19 protein-coding genes are annotated in these 21,574 nt (G+C 35.6%); 11 read left to right on the top strand and 8 right to left on the bottom strand.

What is annotated here, in order from left to right; all coding sequences use genetic code 11:
* Positions 1–6: 6 nt before the first annotated feature.
* The 4 genes from ybeY to ACODR7_RS14250 form a co-directional block, all read right to left on the bottom strand.
* Entirely contained in the window at positions 7–426 is a 420-nt protein-coding gene (gene ybeY / locus ACODR7_RS14265; RefSeq protein ID WP_034694045.1) for an rRNA maturation RNase YbeY, read from the bottom strand.
* 4 nt (positions 427–430) lie between these two features.
* On the bottom strand, positions 431–2,590 hold the full coding sequence (locus ACODR7_RS14260) for a patatin-like phospholipase family protein (protein WP_488839990.1): 2,160 nt from the start codon (positions 2,588–2,590) through the stop codon (positions 431–433).
* A gap of 2 nt (positions 2,591–2,592) precedes the next feature.
* The gene (locus tag ACODR7_RS14255) at positions 2,593–5,040 is read right to left on the bottom strand and encodes a bifunctional UDP-N-acetylmuramoyl-tripeptide:D-alanyl-D-alanine ligase/alanine racemase (RefSeq protein ID WP_276963578.1); all 2,448 of its coding nucleotides are present in this window, start codon (positions 5,038–5,040) and stop codon (positions 2,593–2,595) included.
* Positions 5,041–5,238: 198 nt separating this feature from the next.
* On the bottom strand, positions 5,239–5,826 hold the full coding sequence (locus ACODR7_RS14250) for a thymidine kinase (RefSeq protein WP_276963575.1): 588 nt from the start codon (positions 5,824–5,826) through the stop codon (positions 5,239–5,241).
* A 61-nt stretch (positions 5,827–5,887) separates the two neighbouring features.
* Here ACODR7_RS14250 and ACODR7_RS14245 point away from each other — a divergent pair, with 61 nt between their 5' ends.
* The 5 genes from ACODR7_RS14245 to ACODR7_RS14225 all read left to right on the top strand — a co-directional run bounded on the left by ACODR7_RS14245 (position 5,888) and on the right by ACODR7_RS14225 (position 11,802).
* Positions 5,888–7,366, top strand: coding sequence for a DUF8457 domain-containing protein (locus ACODR7_RS14245; RefSeq protein WP_488839987.1), 1,479 nt, complete (start codon positions 5,888–5,890; stop codon positions 7,364–7,366).
* A 2-nt stretch (positions 7,367–7,368) separates the two neighbouring features.
* Positions 7,369–8,043 carry a 16S rRNA (cytidine(1402)-2'-O)-methyltransferase gene (gene rsmI / locus ACODR7_RS14240; protein ID WP_076595170.1) on the top strand — a complete coding sequence of 225 codons (675 nt, stop codon included), beginning with the start codon at positions 7,369–7,371 and terminating at the stop codon, positions 8,041–8,043.
* Positions 8,044–8,049: 6 nt separating this feature from the next.
* Positions 8,050–9,561, top strand: coding sequence for a WG repeat-containing protein (locus ACODR7_RS14235; RefSeq protein WP_488839985.1), 1,512 nt, complete (start codon positions 8,050–8,052; stop codon positions 9,559–9,561).
* Between the two features lie 174 nt (positions 9,562–9,735).
* Positions 9,736–10,479: a 3-oxoacyl-[acyl-carrier-protein] reductase gene (gene fabG / locus ACODR7_RS14230; protein ID WP_488839983.1), complete on the top strand. Its 744-nt coding sequence runs from the start codon at positions 9,736–9,738 to the stop codon at positions 10,477–10,479.
* Between the two features lie 3 nt (positions 10,480–10,482).
* The gene (locus ACODR7_RS14225) at positions 10,483–11,802 is read left to right on the top strand and encodes a hypothetical protein (RefSeq protein WP_488839981.1); all 1,320 of its coding nucleotides are present in this window, start codon (positions 10,483–10,485) and stop codon (positions 11,800–11,802) included.
* 39 nt (positions 11,803–11,841) lie between these two features.
* Here the strand turns inward: ACODR7_RS14225 and ACODR7_RS14220 are convergent, their stop codons facing one another.
* Complete coding sequence (locus ACODR7_RS14220) at positions 11,842–12,882, bottom strand: GMP reductase (RefSeq protein WP_488839979.1); 1,041 nt, start codon at positions 12,880–12,882, stop codon at positions 11,842–11,844.
* A 61-nt stretch (positions 12,883–12,943) separates the two neighbouring features.
* Here ACODR7_RS14220 and ACODR7_RS14215 point away from each other — a divergent pair, with 61 nt between their 5' ends.
* Genes ACODR7_RS14215 through ACODR7_RS14205 form a run of 3 tightly spaced genes read left to right on the top strand, consistent with a single transcriptional unit; the run spans position 12,944 to position 15,331 of the window.
* A complete protein-coding gene (locus ACODR7_RS14215) occupies positions 12,944–13,687 on the top strand; it encodes a prolipoprotein diacylglyceryl transferase (RefSeq protein WP_488839977.1) in 744 nt (247 codons plus the stop codon).
* Entirely contained in the window at positions 13,684–13,917 is a 234-nt protein-coding gene (locus ACODR7_RS14210) for a hypothetical protein (RefSeq protein WP_076595165.1), read from the top strand. Before ACODR7_RS14215 ends, ACODR7_RS14210 begins: the two co-directional genes overlap by 4 nt.
* Before the next feature lie 10 nt (positions 13,918–13,927).
* The gene (locus ACODR7_RS14205; protein ID WP_488839975.1) at positions 13,928–15,331 is read left to right on the top strand and encodes a radical SAM protein; all 1,404 of its coding nucleotides are present in this window, start codon (positions 13,928–13,930) and stop codon (positions 15,329–15,331) included.
* 53 nt (positions 15,332–15,384) lie between these two features.
* Here ACODR7_RS14205 and surE read toward each other — a convergent pair whose 3' ends face one another.
* Complete coding sequence (surE, locus tag ACODR7_RS14200; protein ID WP_488839974.1) at positions 15,385–16,173, bottom strand: 5'/3'-nucleotidase SurE; 789 nt, start codon at positions 16,171–16,173, stop codon at positions 15,385–15,387.
* 287 nt (positions 16,174–16,460) lie between these two features.
* Positions 16,461–16,631, bottom strand: coding sequence for a lmo0937 family membrane protein (locus ACODR7_RS14195; RefSeq protein WP_047426491.1), 171 nt, complete (start codon positions 16,629–16,631; stop codon positions 16,461–16,463).
* Between the two features lie 343 nt (positions 16,632–16,974).
* Between ACODR7_RS14195 and ACODR7_RS14190 the strand changes: the two genes are divergently transcribed.
* Entirely contained in the window at positions 16,975–19,104 is a 2,130-nt protein-coding gene (locus ACODR7_RS14190; RefSeq protein WP_062672844.1) for a carboxy terminal-processing peptidase, read from the top strand.
* Between the two features lie 57 nt (positions 19,105–19,161).
* On the opposite strand, the gene ACODR7_RS14185 is transcribed toward ACODR7_RS14190, so the two are convergent.
* Positions 19,162–19,665, bottom strand: coding sequence for a superoxide dismutase family protein (locus tag ACODR7_RS14185; protein ID WP_062672846.1), 504 nt, complete (start codon positions 19,663–19,665; stop codon positions 19,162–19,164).
* A 242-nt stretch (positions 19,666–19,907) separates the two neighbouring features.
* Between ACODR7_RS14185 and ACODR7_RS14180 the strand changes: the two genes are divergently transcribed.
* On the top strand, positions 19,908–20,552 hold the full coding sequence (locus tag ACODR7_RS14180; protein ID WP_488839973.1) for a 4'-phosphopantetheinyl transferase family protein: 645 nt from the start codon (positions 19,908–19,910) through the stop codon (positions 20,550–20,552).
* A 114-nt stretch (positions 20,553–20,666) separates the two neighbouring features.
* Positions 20,667–21,545: an AraC family transcriptional regulator gene (locus tag ACODR7_RS14175; RefSeq protein WP_488839972.1), complete on the top strand. Its 879-nt coding sequence runs from the start codon at positions 20,667–20,669 to the stop codon at positions 21,543–21,545.
* Positions 21,546–21,574 lie beyond the last annotated feature (29 nt).

The following is a 21,574-nucleotide window of genomic DNA, read 5'->3' as shown; positions in this document are numbered from 1 at the left end:
TCAATTTTAAAACTTTAAATCCCTGTATTTGTCCAGGTACAGATCTTCCATTCTCCGCATCTCTTTTTCTTCCTCTTCCGTCTTGTCTTTATAGCCTGCAAGATGTAAAATACCATGGGCTAAAACCCTTCTTAATTCTTCTTCATAATCTCGGGAAAGGGTAGAGGCGTTATCAGAAATGCGCTGCAAAGATACGAAAATCTCAGCGCTTATTGTCTTACCTTTTACATAATCAAAAGTGATGATATCTGTATAATAATCATGCTGCAAATAATCCTGATTGATCTTAAGAAGATATTCATCATCACAGAAAATGTAATTGATTTCTCCTAGTTTTTTTCCTTCTGAAAGAATAAGATCTTCCAGCCATTTTTTGTAATCTGTACTTACCGACTCTGGTAAGTTTTCGTAAAAGAACTGTATCATTTTTTTAAAACCAGTGTCCTAAAATAACACTGAATATACCTTTTTGGTTATTTTTTAGGGAGTGGCTGAAGTTTACTTTGATCTGCCCGAAAGGAGATTTGTAACCAGCTGTTATTCCCAGTGAGCTATAATTTACTTTAACTGCATCTTCAAACTTGATATCGTTTGATAAGTTGGCAAAGGTAAAGTTTCCGCTGATAAAATAGTTTTTATTAAACTTAAACTGGATATCATTGGATGCCAGTATGACATTATTGGTATAAAGCTGGGCGAAATAGAATCCTCCAAAACTTTTAAAATTGATGAGATTCTGCTCAAAAATCCCTCCCAATCTATATTGATAGTATCCAGGAAGGTTTTCACCGATAGTAACTCCGCCAAACAGATTGAGACGATAACTGAATTGTTTGTTAAGTGGAATATTGAGTTTAAGATCTGCTTTGATCTGAATGATTCTTTTATCAACTTCAGACTTTAAAAGATCTATAACCTTTCCTTCTGCAGCAAAATAAACCCCTTTTGTAGGGAATTCTTTATCATCCTGAGTGTCGGTTTTAATAAAGGCATAAGGGTTCAGAAAACGGCTGTATCGCCTGTTGTCTCCATTGCTGTTTTCTGCTTTGAAATAATCATGGCTTATACCGCCGCCAATGGCAAATTTATCTTTCCAAGTAGACTGTATATAAGCTTCGTTTCTGATCCATTCCCAGCGGTCTACTACGTAATTATCTATATTCTTTATATCGAAGCTCATTCCGGAAGAATAAAGACCAACTCCCGGAATGTATCCGTTGTCTACAAAATAATTCAGGTAATATCTAAGACGATCCCCAACAACAACATCCAGAGAAAGGTTTGAATTTTTGAATAAAAGTCTTTTTGCAGAATAATTCAAAAGAAGTCCTGTTTTAAAAACCTCGTCATAATGGAGTCCGAATTTTAAAAAATGACGGGTATCATCCTCAGTCACGTAAAGCTTCAGATAGTTAGCATCATTCTCCTGAACGATGTCATAATTGATAAATTTGTAGTTGTTGGTAGCAACCAGTTTATCGATCATTTTATTTATACTTCCATACGTCTGCAAAGAGGGGAGGCGTAATCCCATTTTTCCCAGCGTATAGTTTTTACCATAAATTTTACTTCCTTCGATAGAAATACTGTCTATTTTATAAACGTTGGAATATATTGGATTTACCTGCTGTCTGAGACGGTCAAATGGTCTCTTGGGCAGCTGATCCAATACCTGGGAATATTTTAAACCTTCCACATATCCGCTATCCAGAATTTTCTTTTTATCATCATAGCTTGTGGCAGACATGCCTTTCAGATTGGGTTTGATATTGATATCTGTATATTTATATTGTTTTCGGGTATCTTTTTTGATTCCGAAATCAATAACCTGGTTAAGAATGGCTATAATATTGTTCAAATCCTCTCTTTTCGAGAGATCCTGGTTAAGATCCACACCAATGACGATATCAATTCCTTTATCCTTTAAAGGCTTTGACGGATAGTTTACCGTCATTGCTCCGTCAATATAAATGCTGTCGCCAATTTTTACAGGATCCATTAAAGAAGGAAATGCGGAACTTGCCATAATAGACTGCACGAGATCTCCTTTTTCAAAGATCTGCATATTTCCGCTTTCAAGATTGGTAGCAACACATAAGAATGGAATGGGCATCTTAGAAAAGTCTTCAATATTGGAAACGTTTTTGAAAAGTTCTTTCAGAAGATAAACGTTTCTCTGGCCAGTGCTGATGGAAGAGGGAAGTGTGATTTTTCCGTTTTTAAGCGGAATGGATAAAAGATATTTGTCTACGGATTTGTTAAAAAAGCTGGCTTCCTGCCGGGACTTCGGATCCATAATCAGAGAATAAAAATCGGTATCCATGACTATTTTTTCTATTTCTTTTCCGGAATAACCGGCGGCATACAGTCCGCCCACAATGGCTCCCATACTTGTCCCGGAGATATAATCTACTTTCACTCCCAAAGAATCCAGTACTTTAAGAACTCCTACATGTGAAAAACCCTTGGCACCACCACCGGCCAGCGATAGTCCTATTTTGGGATTCTTCGGAATTACCAGATTTTTTTTTACCTGAGAATGGATCAATAACAGTTGGAATATGAAAAGCAGAATCAGGAGTTTTCTCATAGTTAATCTTTTATATAAATCCGTTTCACCCGTGGTGAAATGGAGGTTAATACTTCATAGGTTATCGTTTTGCAGTAGCCTGCGAATTCTTTTAAACTTGGTTTGGCGTTGAAAACAGTTACCGTATCGCCTTCCTTTACATTCGGAATATGGTCTACATTGATCATCATCATATCCATACAGATATTTCCTACGATAGGTGCCAGTGTTTTATTTATCCCTACATTTCCTACCTGGTTTCCGATCAGTCTTGGAATACCATCTGCATATCCCACAGGAATCGTTGCGATTCTTGTAGGATGATCTGCTTTATATCTTCTGCTGTAGCCTACAGATTCTCCGTTTTCAACAGTTGATATCTGTGAAATTACGGTTTTAAAGCTTACAACAGAACGTAATTGTTTCTGAATTTCGGGATCTGCTGATTCTCCCAGCATTCCTATGCCAATTCTTACCATATCATGCTGATGATCTTTATAGCTCGTGATTCCTGCTGAATTAAGAATGTGGCGGATAGGAGTGTATCCTAATTTTTCAATGAGGCAGCTTGAATTTTTTTCGAAAACCTCCAGCTGTTTCAACGTGAATTCTTTTTCTTCAGGCATATCAGAAGATGATAAATGACTGAACATACTTTGAACTTTTAGATTTTTTCGTCTTAAAGTTTCGCTTAACTGATCCAGTTCAAAATCCTTAAAACCAAGGCGGTGCATTCCTGTTTCCAGTTTAATATGAATAGGATATTTTTTATCATAACCGGATTTCTGAACTGCTTCATAGAATAATTCCAATACTCTGAAACTGTAAATTTCAGGCTCAAGGTTATATTCAATAATCGTCTGGTAGCTGTGCTGTTCAGGATTCATCACAATAATAGGAGTGGTGATTCCTTTTTTTCTAAGTTCAACTCCTTCATCAGCATAAGCTACCCCAAGATAATCTATATGGTGATGCTGAAGAAATTCTGATACTTCAAAACTTCCCAAACCATAGGCATTGGCTTTTACCATGGCCATCATTTTAGTTCCGGGCTTCAGCAATGATTTATGATAGTTGATATTGTGAAGAATTGCATTAAGGTTTACTTCCAATACCGTATCATGCTTTCTGAGTTCAAGAATATCTTTCAGCTTTTCAATCTCAAATTTTCTGGCTCCTTTCAGTAAGATAATCTGATTTTCTATTTCAGTAAGGTACTTACTTTCAATCAACTCTTTGGTATCAATAAAAGTATAGGTTTTAGCTTTAAATAATTCACTAAATTTTGATATTTCATCACCGATTAAGAAGACCGAATCAAAATGCTGTTCATTCACCAGTTCAGAAACTTCTTCATACAATTCTTTGGCATTGGAGTTCACTCCTACAATGTCTGTAAGGACCAATGATTTTTTAGATTTGTTGTATTCATTCAAAAACTGAAGGGCGGTCTTCAAAGAGTCTAGGTCAAGATTAAAAGAATCGTTGATGACAATATTGCCCTTAATTCCTTCAATCGCTTCAAGCCTCATTTCAACGGCTTTTAAAAGGTTGATTTTTTCAACGATCTTTTTATTTTCGATATTCAGTTCCTTAAGCACAGAGATAAGCGCCATAGCATTGGTTAATGTAGCTTCGTCTCTCTGATGAACCGGAAAACTGATTTCTTCACCCAAATATTCAACAATGATGTTATCATCCTTAGAAATATTATTTTTGATGAAAACCTGATTCTCTTTTTTAAAACCGTAAGCAATTAATTTTTTGTCAGAATAGGATTTTTTTATTTTTTGATCAACCAGAGGATTGTCACCATTATAAATGATGACTTCGGAATTTTTAAAAAGACTGATTTTTTCATTAATCAATTCTTCCTCGGAAGAAAAGTTGGCAGCATGAGCGGTTCCAATATGAGTTAATAATCCGATCTGAGGATGGAAAATATTTTCAAGCTTTTCCATTTCATCAGGTTTTGAAATTCCCACTTCAAAAATTCCCAGCTGATGAGAATTGTTAATCTGAAGAAGAGAAAGTGGAAGACCGATCTGAGAATTAAAACTTTTAGGGCTTTTAACGGTAGGAAATTCATTCCACAGACATTGGTAGAGCCATTCTTTTAAAATAGTTTTACCATTACTTCCCGTAATTCCGATAGATTGTAAATGAGAATGTTCGAAATGATATTTAGCTAATTTTTGAAGAAACTCTACGGAATTTTCAACAATAATCCAGGTTATATTTTCAAACTCAGGATAATGATGTTCAGAAATAATGACATTGATACCCCTGTCCATTGCAGATTCAATAAATTTTTCACCGGAATTTTTATGTGTATTGATCGCAATAAAAGCAGTGTTCCTGGTAGAATAAATAATTCTGCTGTCGTATGCTATATTTTTGATCAATAGATTTCCTTCTCCAATGACCTGTGCATTGGTGATCTCTGCAATGTGTTGTACTGTATAATTCATTGGTACCCTTTCTGCTTTATTTTCAGCGAAAGAGCAAAAAGGTAAAATAGTAAAAGGTTAAAGATTTATGAGATCATCTGTTTTTTCCTTTTTAATATTTTACGATAAAGCTTTTCCGCTTTTCATTTTATATTAAGTGAATATATTGTATGTTTTGATGCAAACAGCTTTTTTCTCTGTTTTGCCTTTATCCATTTATTATTTTCTTTTTGAAAGTACTTCGTCAATAAAAACACGGCGGCTTACTGCTTCATAACTTTCTGTTTCTCCCAATTCTACCAGATTATCTCCCTGGGAAGTTCTCATGGAATAGTTGGCCAGATTACCTGTTCTCTTACAAATAGCATGCACTTTTGTAACATATTCGGCAGTCGCCATCAAATTAGGCATTGGTCCGAACGGACGTCCCAAAAAGTCCATATCCAATCCTGCAATCACCACTCTGACCCCGCTATTGGCAAGCTGGTTGGCCACATCAACAATGCTTTCATCAAAAAACTGGGCTTCATCAATGGCTACTACATCACAATTGGAAGCCAGCAGAAGAATTTCATTAGGGTTTTCTACTGCTGTACTGCGGATTTTATTCTGATTATGGGACACTACATCCTCTTCAGAATACCGTACATCCATTTTGGGTTTAAAAATTTCCACATTCTGCCCTGCCATTTCCGCTCTTCGCAATCTGCGGATCAGTTCCTCGGTTTTGCCGGAAAACATAGAGCCACAAATCACTTCCATCCAACCACTTTGTTTGGAATGATTAATTGTATTTTCTAAAAACATTTGTTAAATTAGCCGTATATTTTTAACATCAAAAGTAAGCAATTTTAATAAGAATCTTATTATGCAGAATATCCAAGATTTAAAGGAAAAGATTTTTTTTGAATCCATGAATATCATTGATAATCTGGACAAAATAAGCAATATAGACGAATTACTTTCCAAGCAAGATCTTGTAGATGAGCTTGCTAACAGGATTTCTTTTTTGAAACTGCTGGAAAAAAATATTGAATACTTCGTAGCAGACCATCCGGCACAGAATCCGGACCATCAGTATATCTCTTTTGTTTCAGGAGAAGCAGAACATCATGATAGCGGAAATGAAGTGACCGAAGAGGAAGCTATTTTCAATAATGAACTGAATGAAATTGATGAAAATGAAGTTTATTCAGACGGATCTGAAGAAGAGGAAGCTGTTTTCAATAATCAGCTGAATGAAATTGTTGAAAACGAATTCCACGAAAATATCATAAGTTTTGTAGAAGAAAATAATATTGAAAACGCCTCTGAAAGTCAGGAAAAGTCTTTTGGTAATGAAACGCTGGAAGAAGAAGCTGCTTTCAATAATGAACTGAACGAAATTGATGAAAATGAAATTTCAGAGGAACAGAGAGCTGTGTTGAGCTTTGTAGACGAAGATAAAATTCTTGCAGATTCTACACCGGATTCTGATGAAGATCTCAATGAAGACTTGTTTCATCATGAAGTGACGGAGGAAGAAAGTATTTTCAATAATCAGCTTAATGAACTAGAAGAACAGGAAGAAGAAGCTACTGAATCGGAATCTGAAAAAGAAAATGATTTTGCTGTAGTAGACGATGCAAAATCTTCTGTAACAGAAACCATTCCAAGTATTTTTGATACAGAAACACTTGATGATGAAATATTGATTGAAGAAAATGAAGAACAGTTTGTCGCTTCAAATGTTTCAATAGAACAGGGAGAAATGGCTACGGAAACTTCCAATGTGGAGAATATTCTGAGCGAGATTAAAAATGATCATTCAGAAGAAACAAAAGAAGAAAGCATTCTGGCTGAAGTCTATGACCGAAGAAAAATTGTTGAAATCGATAAACCTGTTCGTGAAGAAACAGATAAACATCCTTCTGATGAGAGCTTCGAAAATTTAGAAGAATACCATCGGGAGAAAAAAATAAAACTTGCCAATATCAAAGGAATGAAGGCTGTTCAGTCACTTTTTGATGACGACCACCTGGAGCTTTCCAAAGAAGAGAAAACTTCTCCGGTTGTAAAAGAAGACTCAGGAAGCATTCTGAAATCCAATATTCCAACCCAATTCATGGAAGCAGATAAGCTGAAACCAGAATTTAAGCTGGATCTGAATGACAGACTTGCCTTCACAAAAATGCTTTTTGAAGGAAGCCAGACAGATCTTAATGATACAGTATATCAGCTGAACAAATTCAGAACACTGGAAGAAGCTAAAGAATACCTTAGTGATCTGTATTATGAAAGAAAATGGAATAAAGTGGATGAATATGCTCAGAGACTTTGGATATTGGTAGAAAATAAATTCTTATAATTTTGAGCGGAATCCTATATTTTGTTCCCACACCCGTCGGGAACCTTGAAGATATGACCTTCAGAGCGGTAAATGTACTGAAAGAAGTTGATTATATTCTATGCGAAGACACCAGAACTTCCGGTGTACTTTTAAAACATTTTGAAATCTCAAAACCTTTAAAATCTTATCATTTACACAATGAGCACCAGGCAACGGAGAAAGTGATTACAGACCTTAAAAACGGCCAGAATATCGCTATTATTACTGATGCAGGAACACCCGGTATTTCGGATCCCGGATATCTGCTTGCAAAGGCAGGAGCAGACAATAATATTGACATGATCTGCCTTCCGGGAGCAACAGCGCTTATTCCGGCACTGGTGGTTTCAGGACTTCCCAATAATGAATTCTTATTTGCAGGATTTCTGCCACAGAAAAAAGGAAGACAAACAAAGCTGAAGCAGCTTGCTGAAGAAAAAAAGACCATCGTTCTTTACGAGAGTCCCCATAAAATTAATACAACTTTGGAGCAGATTAAAGAATTCTTCGGAGAAGAAACCAAAGTAAGCTTAAGCCGTGAGATTTCTAAAAAATTTGAAGAAACTAAAAGAGGAACAATCAATGAATTAATTGAATTTTCCAAGAGTAAAACTTTAAAAGGGGAGATCGTTCTTATTGTCAATAATTCTATTTAATTTTTCTTGAAGACATTAGTTTTTATATTGTGTTCTGTAGTCTGTACAGCGCAGACTAACCAATATATGAAGGTGATCCTTTCGAAAAAGACAGGGAAGGAAATCAGTTCTTATTCTGAGGGATACGGAACGTTTTACGACGTCGTTTATAAAAAACAGGGAATTGTGGATTCTTTGGGAACTATTACATTTGAATCTCCTTACAAAGGAAGTATTCTGCATGTTTTCAAAAACCGGTTTATTCTTTATTCTGAGGAAGGAAATGATAGAAAATCAGCTGTTATTGACGAAAAGGGAACAGAACTTATTCCTCTTGGCGATCAGGAATTTAATACACCGTGGTGGAGTGAAGAATGCATTATTTCATCAAAACAGAATGCAGAAGCCGTCTATGATTTTAACGGAAAGGAAATTATTCCTTATTCGGAAAAGATCCGTTTTTCAGGGAAGAACAGGCTTTTTGTTTTAAAAGATAAAAAATGGTTTCTGTATGACCTGAACGGAAAGCAGCTCAGCACCCGGGAATTTAAAGAAGATTATAACTTTGAAGACGGAAAAGCCCTGATCAGTAATGAAAATAATGAAAATGAAATCATTGGAAATAATGGTCAGACCCTGCATAAATTTTCAAAACAGATCGTAAACATCAATGCTTATCCTTATCTGATTACTCAAAATAAAAGTACAGGAAAGTACGGCTTGATAGATGCAGAAGAAAATACGATTGCAGAAGAAATCTTTAACGATATCACCCCGGAATATTTTGGCAAAAAAGAATATATCTATCTTACAAAAAACGGAAAGACCACAGTTTTTAATAAGAAAGACAGAAAACTGTATCCGCAGGCTTTTAAATATTTAAATCCTTTATTGAACAATTATTTCAGTGTTTATAATGATAAAGTAAAGAAATCCGGAATTATAGATCTGGATGGAAATATTATTTTTCCACAGGAATATGATTTCATCAGAAGTTTTACTATTTCCGGAAAAGATTTTATTTATCTTAAAAAAGGAAATGAAGAGAAATTTCTGGACAAGGAACTTAAAAATATTGTAGGAGACGGGGTTCAGATTTTCGGGTTCTATCCGGACAATCTTATCATTGGAAAACAGGACCGTTACTATAGGTTTTCTGTGAGAGATCATTCGATATCTGAGTTGAAAAATATCAGCCAGATCAGAAATGAAGATGTAGACTATTTTAATCCTCTTAATCAATATTCAAAACCTTTGGTCTGCAGAAACACAGACAACTTTTATGGAATTCTGGACGGGAAGGGAACAGAAATTGTACCGTTTGTTTACGAAGATATTATAACATTCGGGAATGCTGAAAATGAGATTGTCGTTAAAAAAGAAGGAAAGTTCGGGGTTTCCAATTTTCAGAATGAACCTTTGAAAGACATTATTTATGAAAAATATTTCTGGCAGAAAGAGGTATTGAGATTAGATAAAAGTAAGAAAACAGACTTTATTTATTTCACCAGATTTAAAAATAATTCCGTTCAACTTTAATGAAAATCCTGATAATCATCAAAAAAAAGCTAGTATTTTGACAATTTAAATGGGTTGAATAACATTTTATAATATCTTTGCAAACCGTTTAATTCCAGAAAGGAATTGTAGAAACATGAAGAGGCAGCTGTCACTGGCTGAACGAGTTATAAAAGAAAATAATTGTCAATAGATATGAAAATATTAGAAGGAAAAGTAGCACTAATTACCGGAGCTACAAGAGGAATCGGTAAAGGTATCGCTGAAATGTTTGCCCAGCAGGGAGCAAAAGTAGCATTTACCTACGCTGGCTCTGTAGACAAAGCAAAAGAATTAGAAGCAGCTTTAAGTTCTGTAACCCAAATTAAAGGATATCAATCTGACGCATCAGATTATGATGCCGCTCAGAAATTGGTGGAAGATGTAATGGCAGAGTTCGGGCAGATTGATATTTTGGTAAACAATGCAGGGATTACCAAAGATAATCTCTTATTAAGAATGTCCAAAGATGATTGGGATCAAGTAATCAAAGTAAACTTAGATTCAGTATTTAACCTTACAAAAGCGGTAATCAAGCCGATGATGAAGGCAAGATCAGGATCTATCATCAATATGACTTCTGTAGTAGGTGTGAAAGGAAATGCCGGACAAGCCAACTATGCAGCTTCTAAAGCTGGGGTGATCGGATTTACAAAATCTGTGGCACTGGAGTTAGGATCAAGAAATATCAGATGTAATGCTATTGCTCCTGGATTTATTGAAACAGAAATGACGGCTGTGCTGGACGAAAAAACAGTTCAGGGATGGAGAGAAGAAATTCCAATGAAGAGAGGAGGACAGCCTGCAGATATTGCCAATGCTTGTGTATTCTTAGGCAGCGAGATGTCTGCTTACATTACCGGACAGACGTTAAACGTTGACGGTGGAATGTTAACTTAGAAAATGAAAAAAGCACAGAATATAGTATTATTCTTGTCCGTTTTACTATTCATCGGTCTGGCATACATTAGTGGGTTTAATGTATATCAGACCGATGATTATTTTTGCTCTTATGCCGCCAGAAAACTTGGGCTGGTACAATGTTTTATAGATACCTATACAACATGGGGAGGGAGATATTTCGGATATTCTCTCAATATGTTTAATCCTGTATTTTATGACAATAAAAATATTGTTCCGAAAATATATCCTGTCTTTCTGATGCTTTCTTTTATTGGAGTTTCAGCATTAAACTTTAAAGAATATTTCAACTATTCTACTAAAGAGTCTCTAAAAAAAGGATTTCTACTGTTTTTCTTCTACACAATGCTATTGGTAAGTCTACCAGAGCATTATTTCTGGATCACAGGTTCTAATATCTATTTTGTTCCTGTTATTTTGTCCGGTATTTTACTCTTTTTTTTCAAAAAATATGAGGATTCAAAGCAGAAAATATGGTTTTATGTTTCAGCTTTGCTTATCATTATTCTCATGGGGTCTAATGAAATTCTGGCATTGATAATTGAAGGACTTTTAGTACTCTCTTATTATCAGAAACGAAATAAAGAAAATCTGTTTTTGATGCTGTTGGGAACAGCTTTTTTACTTGTATGTTTTCTTGCACCAGGAAATTTTAACAGAATGGGAGAAGTGGAAAATGGAATGGTAAAATGGTTGAAGAGAATTGCTCTTTTGGGTGCTGATACTGCCTATGTGGGACTTAAGGTTATTGCCGTACTTCCATTGTTTATTAAGGTTTTTGAAGAAGATCTGAAAAAAATCACCACTCAGATAACATGTAAAAAATCGGCTTTATTCTGGTACGTTTCCTTTCTTCCTTTACTGTTTACAAGTTATATTCTTACCTCTATCGCAAGACAGTTTGAAAGTATACTCTTTTATTTTCTGCTTACTTCTTCACTGTTATTATATTTTAAAATTGAAAGAATTAAAGGATTCTGGTGGGTTTCTCTGTTCATTGTTTTTCTACCTGAACTAAGGGTTTTCCCGGAGAAATATTCTTATTTTAATATTGATTTCAATGGTGAAAATATAGTGATGGAGGTTCTGACTACAGACCTGAAACAATATGAAAGAGAGATGAATGAAAGAATAGATAATATTAAAAACTCTTCTCAGGATTCTGTGGTAGTGGATAAAATAAAAGAAGTCCCGAGAGTTTTACATATGGATGAAATGGCTTCTGTAAAGGAGCAGGAGACCTATGTAAATGATCAGCTTCAAAAATATTTTAATAAAAAATACATCAGAACAAAAGAATAAAGGCTTTAGAATATTTATCTAAAGCCTTTTGTTTTATTTCTATTCCTTAAAAATCTGGTTTTCCTGTTCCTGAACCCTGATAAAAGTAGTTCGTTTAGAAAGTTCCTTAAGCTTTGATGCCCCTACATAAGTACATGTGGATCTCACGCCTCCCAATATATCTTTTACAGTATCTGCTACCGGGCCTTTATACGCCACTTTCACTGTTTTCCCTTCAGAAGCACGATATTCTGCGACTCCTCCGGAATGCTTATCCATTGCAGTTTTGGAGCTCATTCCGTAGAAAAGGCGGTATTTTTTACCATTTTCTTCTATCATTTCGCCACCGCTTTCATCATGTCCCGCAAACATTCCGCCCAGCATTACAAAATCTGCGCCACCACCAAAGGCTTTTGCTACATCTCCGGGTACTTTACATCCTCCATCAGCGATGATTTGTCCGCCCAGCCCATGAGCAGCATCAGCACATTCAATAATGGCAGAAAGCTGAGGGTATCCTACTCCTGTTTTTACTCTGGTAGTACAAACAGATCCGGGGCCAATACCTACTTTTATGATATCTGCACCTACCAAAAGAAGTTCTTCTACCATTTCTCCGGTTACTACATTTCCGGCTATAATAACTTTCTCTGGAAAATTCGCTCTTGCTCTCTTCACAAAATCGACAAAATGCTCAGAGTAACCATTGGCTACATCTATACAGAGAAACTCGATTTTGGGGTGCTTTTCGAGAATCTGTTTTATCTTTTCTTCGTCTGGCTTTCCCGTTCCTGTGCTTAATGCAATATATTGATAAATACTTTCTGGCTGGCTTTCCAGAAACTTACTCCATTCTTCAGGAGTATAATGTTTATGAATAGCAGTAATGATTTTTTCTTTGGCTAGCTCTACCGCCATTTCAAAAGTTCCTACGGTGTCCATATTGGCGGCAATTACGGGAATTCCTGTCCATTTTTTCTTAGTATGCTTAAAAGTAAACTCTCTTTTCAAATCAACCTCCGAACGGGATTTTAAAGTAGAACGTTTAGGGCGGAACATTACATCCTTGAACCCCAGTTTTATGTCATATTCTATACGCATTTTGTAATTATTTGTCAGAATAAAGGTAGTGAATAATATGAAATAGTGTATTTTTGAAATAATGGATTTTCCTGTAACTTTTAGTATTTTCGGCAAAACAATCCTTGCACATCCTCTTTTTGAGGCGGTTGGAATGTTTTTGGGAATGAGATATTATTTTTATCTGAAGCGTAAATCAACAGAAAAGCTTTCTTTCAATACTTCTGCCGCGGTTTTAATAGGAGCTACTGCCGGAGCTTTGATAGGTTCCAAGCTAATCGGTAATCTTGAAAACCCTTATGCATTATTTGAAAACTTTTCTATCAGAAAGTTCTGGTCAAACAACACCATTGTGGGAGGGCTGGCTTTTGGCTTATTGGGAGTAGAGATGGCAAAAAAGATAGTGCATCACAAAGAAAGTACGGGAGATCTTATTGTTTTTCCCCTGATATTGGCCATGATTATAGGCAGAATAGGGTGTTTTCTTACAGGGATTGATGAAGAAACATATGGTATTCCTACTGATTCTGTTTTTGGAATGCATTTGGGAGATCAATATTTCAGGCATCCTGTTGCTTTGTATGAAATAGCTTTTTTAATTGTTCTTTGGATAGGACTAAAATATATTCAAAATCTTAAGAGATATCCTTCCGGTTTTATTTTTCAAATGTTTATGCTCAGCTATTTTACTTTCAGATTTTTTTTAGATTTTATAAAACCAAGGGTTGAGATCATAGGAAACCTTGGTATGATTCAAATGGTCTGTATCTGTGTTATTATTTACTATATTTATACTATAAACACCAAAATTTTATATTTAAAATGAAAACCTTAACTATTTTGGAAGTAGGAAATCTGGCTGGGGTAGTTGTAATGATTGTGGGTGCGATTATTTTGGTTGCACTGGTTTTTTCCCTCATCGTCGCTTTTATTACAAAACTTATTTATGAAAGGAAAGGAGACCGGAAATTCAGCAAAAAACAATTTATTCAAACAATGCTTATATCCCTTCTGATCTGTGGATTGATCAGCGGCTATATTTGCGGAGGACTTTAAAAAATTTGCTATGCCAGTAAGAAACTATACTTATTACGATTATACAATAAGTCTCTGCCCGGAATGTTTGAAAAGGGTGGGAGCGAAGATTATCATAGAGGATGAAGCTGTTTTTATGACAAAAAGATGTCCGGATCATGGATTTTTTAAAACAAAAATAGCTTCTGATGTACATTATTATAAAAATATAAGAAACTATAATAAAGCCTCTGAAATGCCGCTCCATTTCGGGACCGATGTGGAATATGGCTGTCCTTATGATTGTGGGCTTTGTGTAGATCATGAACAGCATAGTTGTCTTTCTATCGTAGAAGTTACAGATCGTTGTAACCTGACCTGTCCAACCTGTTATGCGATGTCCTCACCTCATTATGGAAGTCACAGAAGCCTGGAAGAGATTGAAGCTATGTTTGATGTTATTGTAAAAAATGAAGGGGAGCCGGACGTTGTTCAGATCAGTGGGGGAGAACCTACCATTCATCCGGATTTTTTCAAAATTATGGATATTGCCAAGTCAAAACCGATCAAACATCTGATGCTGAATACCAATGGAGTCAGAATTGCCAATGATCCGGGATTTGCTGAACAGTTGGCAACCTATGCTCCTGAGTTTGAAATATACCTTCAGTTTGATTCATTTAAACCTGAAGTACTGGAAGATTTCAGAGGCAAGGATCTTACTGCAGTCAGAATGAAAGCACTGGAAAAGCTCAATGAGCTTAACCTTTCTACTACATTGGTTATTGTCCTTCAAAAAGATAAAAATATTGATGAAATAGGAAAAATTATAGAATTTGCCCTGAAACAGAAATGTGTGAGAGGGATTACCTTCCAGCCCGTTGAAATCGCCGGAAGAAACCGGGAAGATTCTGCTCATGAAAAAATTACCTTAACTGAGGTAAGACAGGAAATAATCAATCAGTTTCCTTTGTTAAACTCTGATGATATCATTCCGGTTCCATGTAACCCGGATTCCCTGGCTATGGGATATATCTTAAAACTTCAGGGGGAAACAATTCCTTTGACCCGATATATCAATCCTGCTGATCTTTTGAATAATGAATCAAGAAATACCATTGTTTACGAACAGGATAAGGGGTTGCATATGCAGCTGCTGGATATTTTCAGTACCGGAATTTCCGTAGATAAAGTTCAGCCTAAAGTCAATCAGTTACTGTGCTGTCTCCCGGAAGTGTGTGCTCCGGATCTCGACTATGATAACCTTTTCAGAATAATTATCATGAACTTTATGGATGCTCATGATTTTGATGTAAGGGCAGTGAAAAAGTCATGTGTACATATTGTCAATAAGGACCTGAAGTTAATTCCTTTTGAAACGATGAACCTTTTTTACAGAGATGAAAAAAAGGCTTATCTGGAAGAACTCAGAAAAGAAGATAGAGTATTATTTTAACAATGTAAAAAACAAAGCGTGAAATCTGATTTCACGCTTTTATTATCTCCTTGTTATTTTACTTCTTTTACATTTTCAAAAGTCATCACTTCTTCCAATGTTTTCATGTATTCATAAGCTGTCAGGTCAAACTTCACCGGAACAATAGAGATATATCCGTTGGCTAATGCTGTTTCATCAGCATCTTCAGAATCATCCATATTGTTGAAATACCCGGTTAGCCAGTAATATTTTTTACCATGTGGATTAATCCTTTCATCAAAGCTTTCTTCCCATTTGGCATTGGCCTGTTTACAGACTTTTACTCCTTTTATTTCTGATGCAGGAAGCTTAGGAATATTGACATTCAGCACAACACCTTTAGGCATTGGGTTTTCCAATGTTCTTCTTACAATATTCTGAATAAATTCCTTAGCTTGGGTAAAATCTGCTTCCCAACTGAAATCCAGTAAAGAGAATCCAATCGCAGGAATTCCTTCTACACCGGCTTCTACAGCTGCCGACATGGTCCCTGAATAGATTACATTGATAGAAGAATTTGCTCCGTGATTGATTCCTGAAACCACAATATCAGGTCTTCTGGTCAGAATTTTATCAAGAGCCATTTTTACACAGTCTACAGGAGTTCCGCTGCAGGAAAAATCTGTCTGCGGGCCGTCCAGCGTAACTTCTTCGTAACTTAGGGTAGAATTGATGGTAATAGCGTGGCCTTTTCCACTTTGGGGAGAGTTGGGGGCTACAACCACTACTTCTCCGATTTCATTCATAAAACTGACAAGATTTCTAATACCGGGAGCTGTAATTCCGTCATCATTAGTCACCAGAATAAGTGGTCTTTCCATAAATTATCTTTAATTTTTTATTTAAATAGAGTGAGTTTGTTCATTTTCAGAATTGAACAAATAGATTTTCAACACATCAAATGTAGGTAAAAATCAGACGCAATAAAATACCAGATTGGGATTGGCTTTTGCGAAAAGAGAAATAAGATTCTTGTACTTTGACTTATAGAATGAGGAACCAAGTGTAGATAAAGAAAAGTACAAAGGGGAAAAATAAAACTGAAATGAAGGAAATTTAATATGAATTTCATTTCAGTTTTAATTGAAGTGGTTGTACAACTATTAAACTAGTCGAGAGGTTTTCTGCCGGATATGATATTATAAAGAATAACGATAATGGCAATGACCAGTAAAACGTGAATTAAATAACCTGTGCTCATTCCGGGAACTATTCCTAACATTCCCAATAGCCAAACAACGATGCAGATGACTGCTACTAACCATAATAAACTTTTCATAACTTAATATTTTGAATTTGTATGGTTAATTCTCTGCATATTTTATGCCTTTATGTCTGAAAATTAATTTTTGTGGTATGCATTTTTTGTTTTTTAATTAAAAAAAATAAAATTTAGGATACGTCTGAAAAAAGAATGATCTGTATAATTTTGTAATGAAACAGCCTGATAATAGGAAATGACTAACACTGTTTTGATTATTTGCAAATCTCTTTAAATAAAAAAGGCCAAAACTGACGATATTTGTAAATAAGGTATTAAATTTGATCATTTGTAACAGTACCAAGCTTACTGCTACTAATAGTATACTTATTTTAAAAAAATTAATAAATAAAGACAGTTTATGTGGAAAAATTTCAAACTGAATAAATTTTTACTCCTGATTCCATTAACCAGTCTAATGTTTTGTTTCAACTCGCCACAGAATGACGATGAAAAGATGCAGACGATAATGGTGAGCGTAAAAAATACACTTTCTTATCTGCATTATAGCCCGAAATCTATCAATGATGCCTATTCAAAGGACGTTTATAAGCATTATTTCGAGTTGGTAGATCCGGCAAAAAGATATTTTCTGCAATCTGATATGGATGAATTCAGCAAGCATGAAACCAAACTGGATGACTATATCGGACAAGGTGATCTTACATTCTATAAGCTTACAATCGACAGACTCTACCAAAGAGTAGATGAGATTGATAAAATCACCCAGGATATTTTCAGTAAGCCCATCAATCTTCAGGAAGATGAAACACTTACTCTTGAGCCCAAACTTAAAAAAGTACCTGCCAACAAACAGGAACAGTATAATGAGTGGAAAAAATTCATCAAATACAATATCCTTCAGGAAGTTGAGTCGATGAACAGCAAAGAAGAAGCTCAGAAAGAAAAGAAAGACTCTGTTCAGAAGTACAAGCTGAAAGATACCATCAAGTTTAAGCCACTTACTCAAGACGAGAAGATCAAAAAAGCAACGGATGAAGTAAAAGACCTTGTAAAAGATACCTTTACAAGATTCAAAAAGAGAAAGAAAATGGATTGGTTTACCGTGTATATGAATGCGTATACAGAAGTATTTGATCCGCATACCAACTATTATTCTCCAAAAGATAAAGAAGATTTTGATACGCAGTTTACAGGAAAAGTAATAGGTATCGGAGCTCTGATCCAGGAGAAAAAAGGAAACCTTTACTTAGGAGCTCTTACCATTGGTGCACCGGCATGGAAATCCAAGCAGCTTTCAGAAGGAGATAAAATCCTGAAAGTAAGATCAAAACCGAAAGAAGATGCTGTAAATGTGGTAGGAATGCTTTCTGATGAAGCGGTAAGATTAATCAGAGGTGAAAAAGGAACTCCGGTAACCTTAACTGTTCAGAAAAAGGATGGTACCATTAAAGATGTAACCATGATCCGTGAAGAGGTTGCTATTGAAGATACTTTTGCAAGAAGTATTGTAGTGAATACTCCAAATGGTAAAAAATACGGTTTCATCAATCTTCCAAGCTTTAATGCTGATTTTGAAAACGCCAAAGGAAGAAACGCTTCTGATGATATCAAAAATGAAATCATTAAGCTTAAAGAACAGAACATTCAGGGAATCATTCTTGACCTTAGAAATAATGGTGGAGGTTCTTTAACTGAAGTAGGAGATATTATGGGACTTTTCATGGAAGCTGGTCCTTATGTTCAGGTAAAAGACGGAAACGGGAAAATACAGACGCTTAAGAACAAAAATGAAACGCCAATCTGGACAGGTCCGCTTGTTATTATGCAAAATGAACTTTCTGCTTCAGCTTCAGAAATCCTTGCAGGAGTAATGCAGGATTATGGCAGAGCTATGATCATTGGATCTCCACAGTCTTTCGGGAAAGGAACGGTTCAGACTTTTGTTGATCTGAACAGATTCCTGAACACGGAAGATGATTTCGGATCTTTAAAACTAACGATCCAGAAATTCTACAGAATTACAGGAGAATCTACCCAGAGAAAAGGAATTGTTTCTGATATTCAGATGAAAGATTTCTTTACGTATGCTGAAGTAGGAGAGCGATATGATGATTATGCATTGGCCTGGGACAAGATTCCACCTACAAAATTCCAGAAACTGAACTATTTCAACATCCAGGCACTGGAAAAAGCAAGTGCAGACAGAATGGCTAAAAACAGCAATTATCAGTTGTTATTAGAATCTGCTCAATGGAGAGAAAAACTGGATAAAGAAGAAAATATCACGTTGAATATTACGAAGTTTAATGAGCTGATGAAGAACAGAAAGTCTCAGATTGAAAAGTTCAAGGCTTTGACAAAATTTGAAAACGGACTTCAGTTTATCATGTATCCAAGTGAGATTGAAAGAGAGAAAAAAGACGAAGCTTTCAAGAAAAAATCTGAAATGTGGATCAAGAATCTGAAAAAAGATCTTTACTTGCAGGAAGCAATGAATATTGTATCAGATATGGGTGCTAAATCCTAAACGTAAAAAAACCGCTAATCTTTTTGGTTAGCGGTTTTTTTTATTGAATAAAGTAGATTATTTAATTTCTACACATCCCACTCTTCCGCCTGCATTTCCGGTAGGCTGGGTATGGAAGTCATCTGCAGCTGCGTGTACAATAAGACCTTTTCCAATGATGTTTTTAGACTCATCTGTACAACCCAGACACCATTTGTCTGTCTTGAAAGTCAATGTTGCAGTTCCGTTCTGATCAGCAACCAAGTTTCCTATATCTCCCATATGGAAATGTTCAGCACCCCATTTACCATGATCATTCTTGGAAGGATTCCAGTGGCCTCCGGTAGAGGTTCCGTCTGCTGCAGAGCAGTCTCCTTTTTCATGAATGTGTACTGCATGGATTCCAGGAGTAAGGTTGGTGATGTCAAGCTTCATTGTGACTTCATTTCCATTTTGAGTAAACTTCGCCGTTCCTCCTGTCTGTGTTCCGCTTTTGGCATTTACAGAATAGGTTTTTGTGGTTCCGCATGAAACGGCAAAAACTGCAAATCCCGCCAATAATGCTAATGTTTGTACTTTCATTTGTTAAATGATTTATAGTGATTTTACGATAAATTTAAAAAAGATTTTCCAAAGCGCTTTATGATCTCAGTATTTTTTAAAAAACTGGTTTAAATAATTACTGCCCCAGAGCTTCTTTTAACTTTAAATTCCAAAATCTTGAGATGAATGATATATTGTTTAAAAAGAGATGAAAAAAAACTTTATTTTAGTCGTTAAAAAGTCATTTTAATCAAGCGTTCATAGCTGGAAACAAATAGAAAATGATTATTCTGTATACATTCATTAGCGAAGAAAAACATCAGTCACGTTTAGACCGATTTCTGCCTGCTTTTTCTCAGGAGGTTAATCAGAATATCCTGCGATACAGAAGATGGCAGGATGTGCAGCTTTCTTTACTGGGAAAGGTGCTTTTACAATATGGTTTAAAAACTTATTATAATATTTCTGATGTAGAAACAGGAGTTCTTCCCAATAAAAAGCCTTACTTAAAAGACCATCATATTCATTTTAATATATCGCATTCCAAAGAGCTTGCGGTCTGTGCTATTGCAGAATATCCTTTGGGAATAGATGTTGAATTCAGAGATCCGAAGATCAATTATCAGGATTTTATATTTCAGATGACGGCCAAAGAGCTTCAGGAAATTCATGATGCTGAGGATAAAACGAAAGAATTCTTCACTTATTGGGCAAGAAAGGAAGCTGTAATAAAAGCCCATGGAGCCGGCATGATGCTTCCTTTGGATTCTTTTGAAATAGTAAATAATGAGTGCACTATTGAAGGTGAAAAATTCTTTACCAAAGAGATTTTTATTCATGAAGCTTACCACACTTGTATTGCCTCTTCAGATCAGAAAATTAAGAGGGCAATTCCTCTCATTACATACTTTGAAGAGGAGACTTAATGTAAAAATGAAATAATATTCTGATAATAGCAATAAAAGACAACATAATTCAGGGCCGGAGAAATATCTTTGCAAACTAACAACTTTGAAGTGGAAGAATATAAAAAAAGGATTGTGAAAACAATTCAATATATTGATCACCATATTGATGAGGATCTGTCTCTGGAAAAAGTTTCAGAGGTAAGTGCCTATTCTCCATTTCATTTCCACAGAATATTTAAGCTGGTTACAGGAGAAACACTTCAGAGTTATATTATCAGGAAGAAAATAGAGAAAAGTGCTCTTCATCTGGCAGTTCATAAAAATATGGAGATCAAGGAGATCTATTGGGATCTTGGTTTCTCCAATCATTCAGTTTTCTGTAAAACATTCAAAAAATATTACGGTCTCGCACCCACTGTGTTTCGCAGATCAGCCCCGGAAAAATTTCACAAGATTTTACAAATACAAAGCAAGAACGGACAAATTGATACGGTTTTCAGCCCATACATTTGCAATATCGAGAACCTGTTAAGCTGGACTAAAATGAATTTAAAAATCGAAGTAAAAGAAATGCCGGAAATGAATCTGGCATCCGTCATGAGTTTGGGAATTACCAACGTAGAACCTTCTTTTAATATCTTGATAGACTGGGCAAAAAACAAAAGCCTGTTTCCCCGGGAAAATCTTAAAATGATCTCAGTTTATCATGACAGCTGCAAAATCACTCCTCTTGATAAGGTCAGAATTCATACCTGCATGCTTTTGGATGAAAAACTGACTCAGCAGGAAGGAGAAGTGTTTGCAGAAACTTTAGAGGCAGGAAAATACATTGTGGGAAGCGGTGAAGTTACCCTCAACGACTTTGAGCAGTGCTGGGTTTCTTTGTTTCTGTGGATGAATGAGAACAATTATTCTACAAGAAGAACTTTTCCTTACGAAATCTATCATTCTAATTTTAAAGAACATCCGGAAGGGAAGATGATCGTGGATTTTTGCATTCCGATTCATTAATTACCATTCGGTAGCAAAAGAATGCCTTT

Source organism: Chryseobacterium sp. FG46 (genome assembly GCF_057809135.1).
The sequence above is the reverse complement of the archived record's forward strand: the minus strand, read 5'-3'. Positions and strand labels throughout refer to the sequence as shown.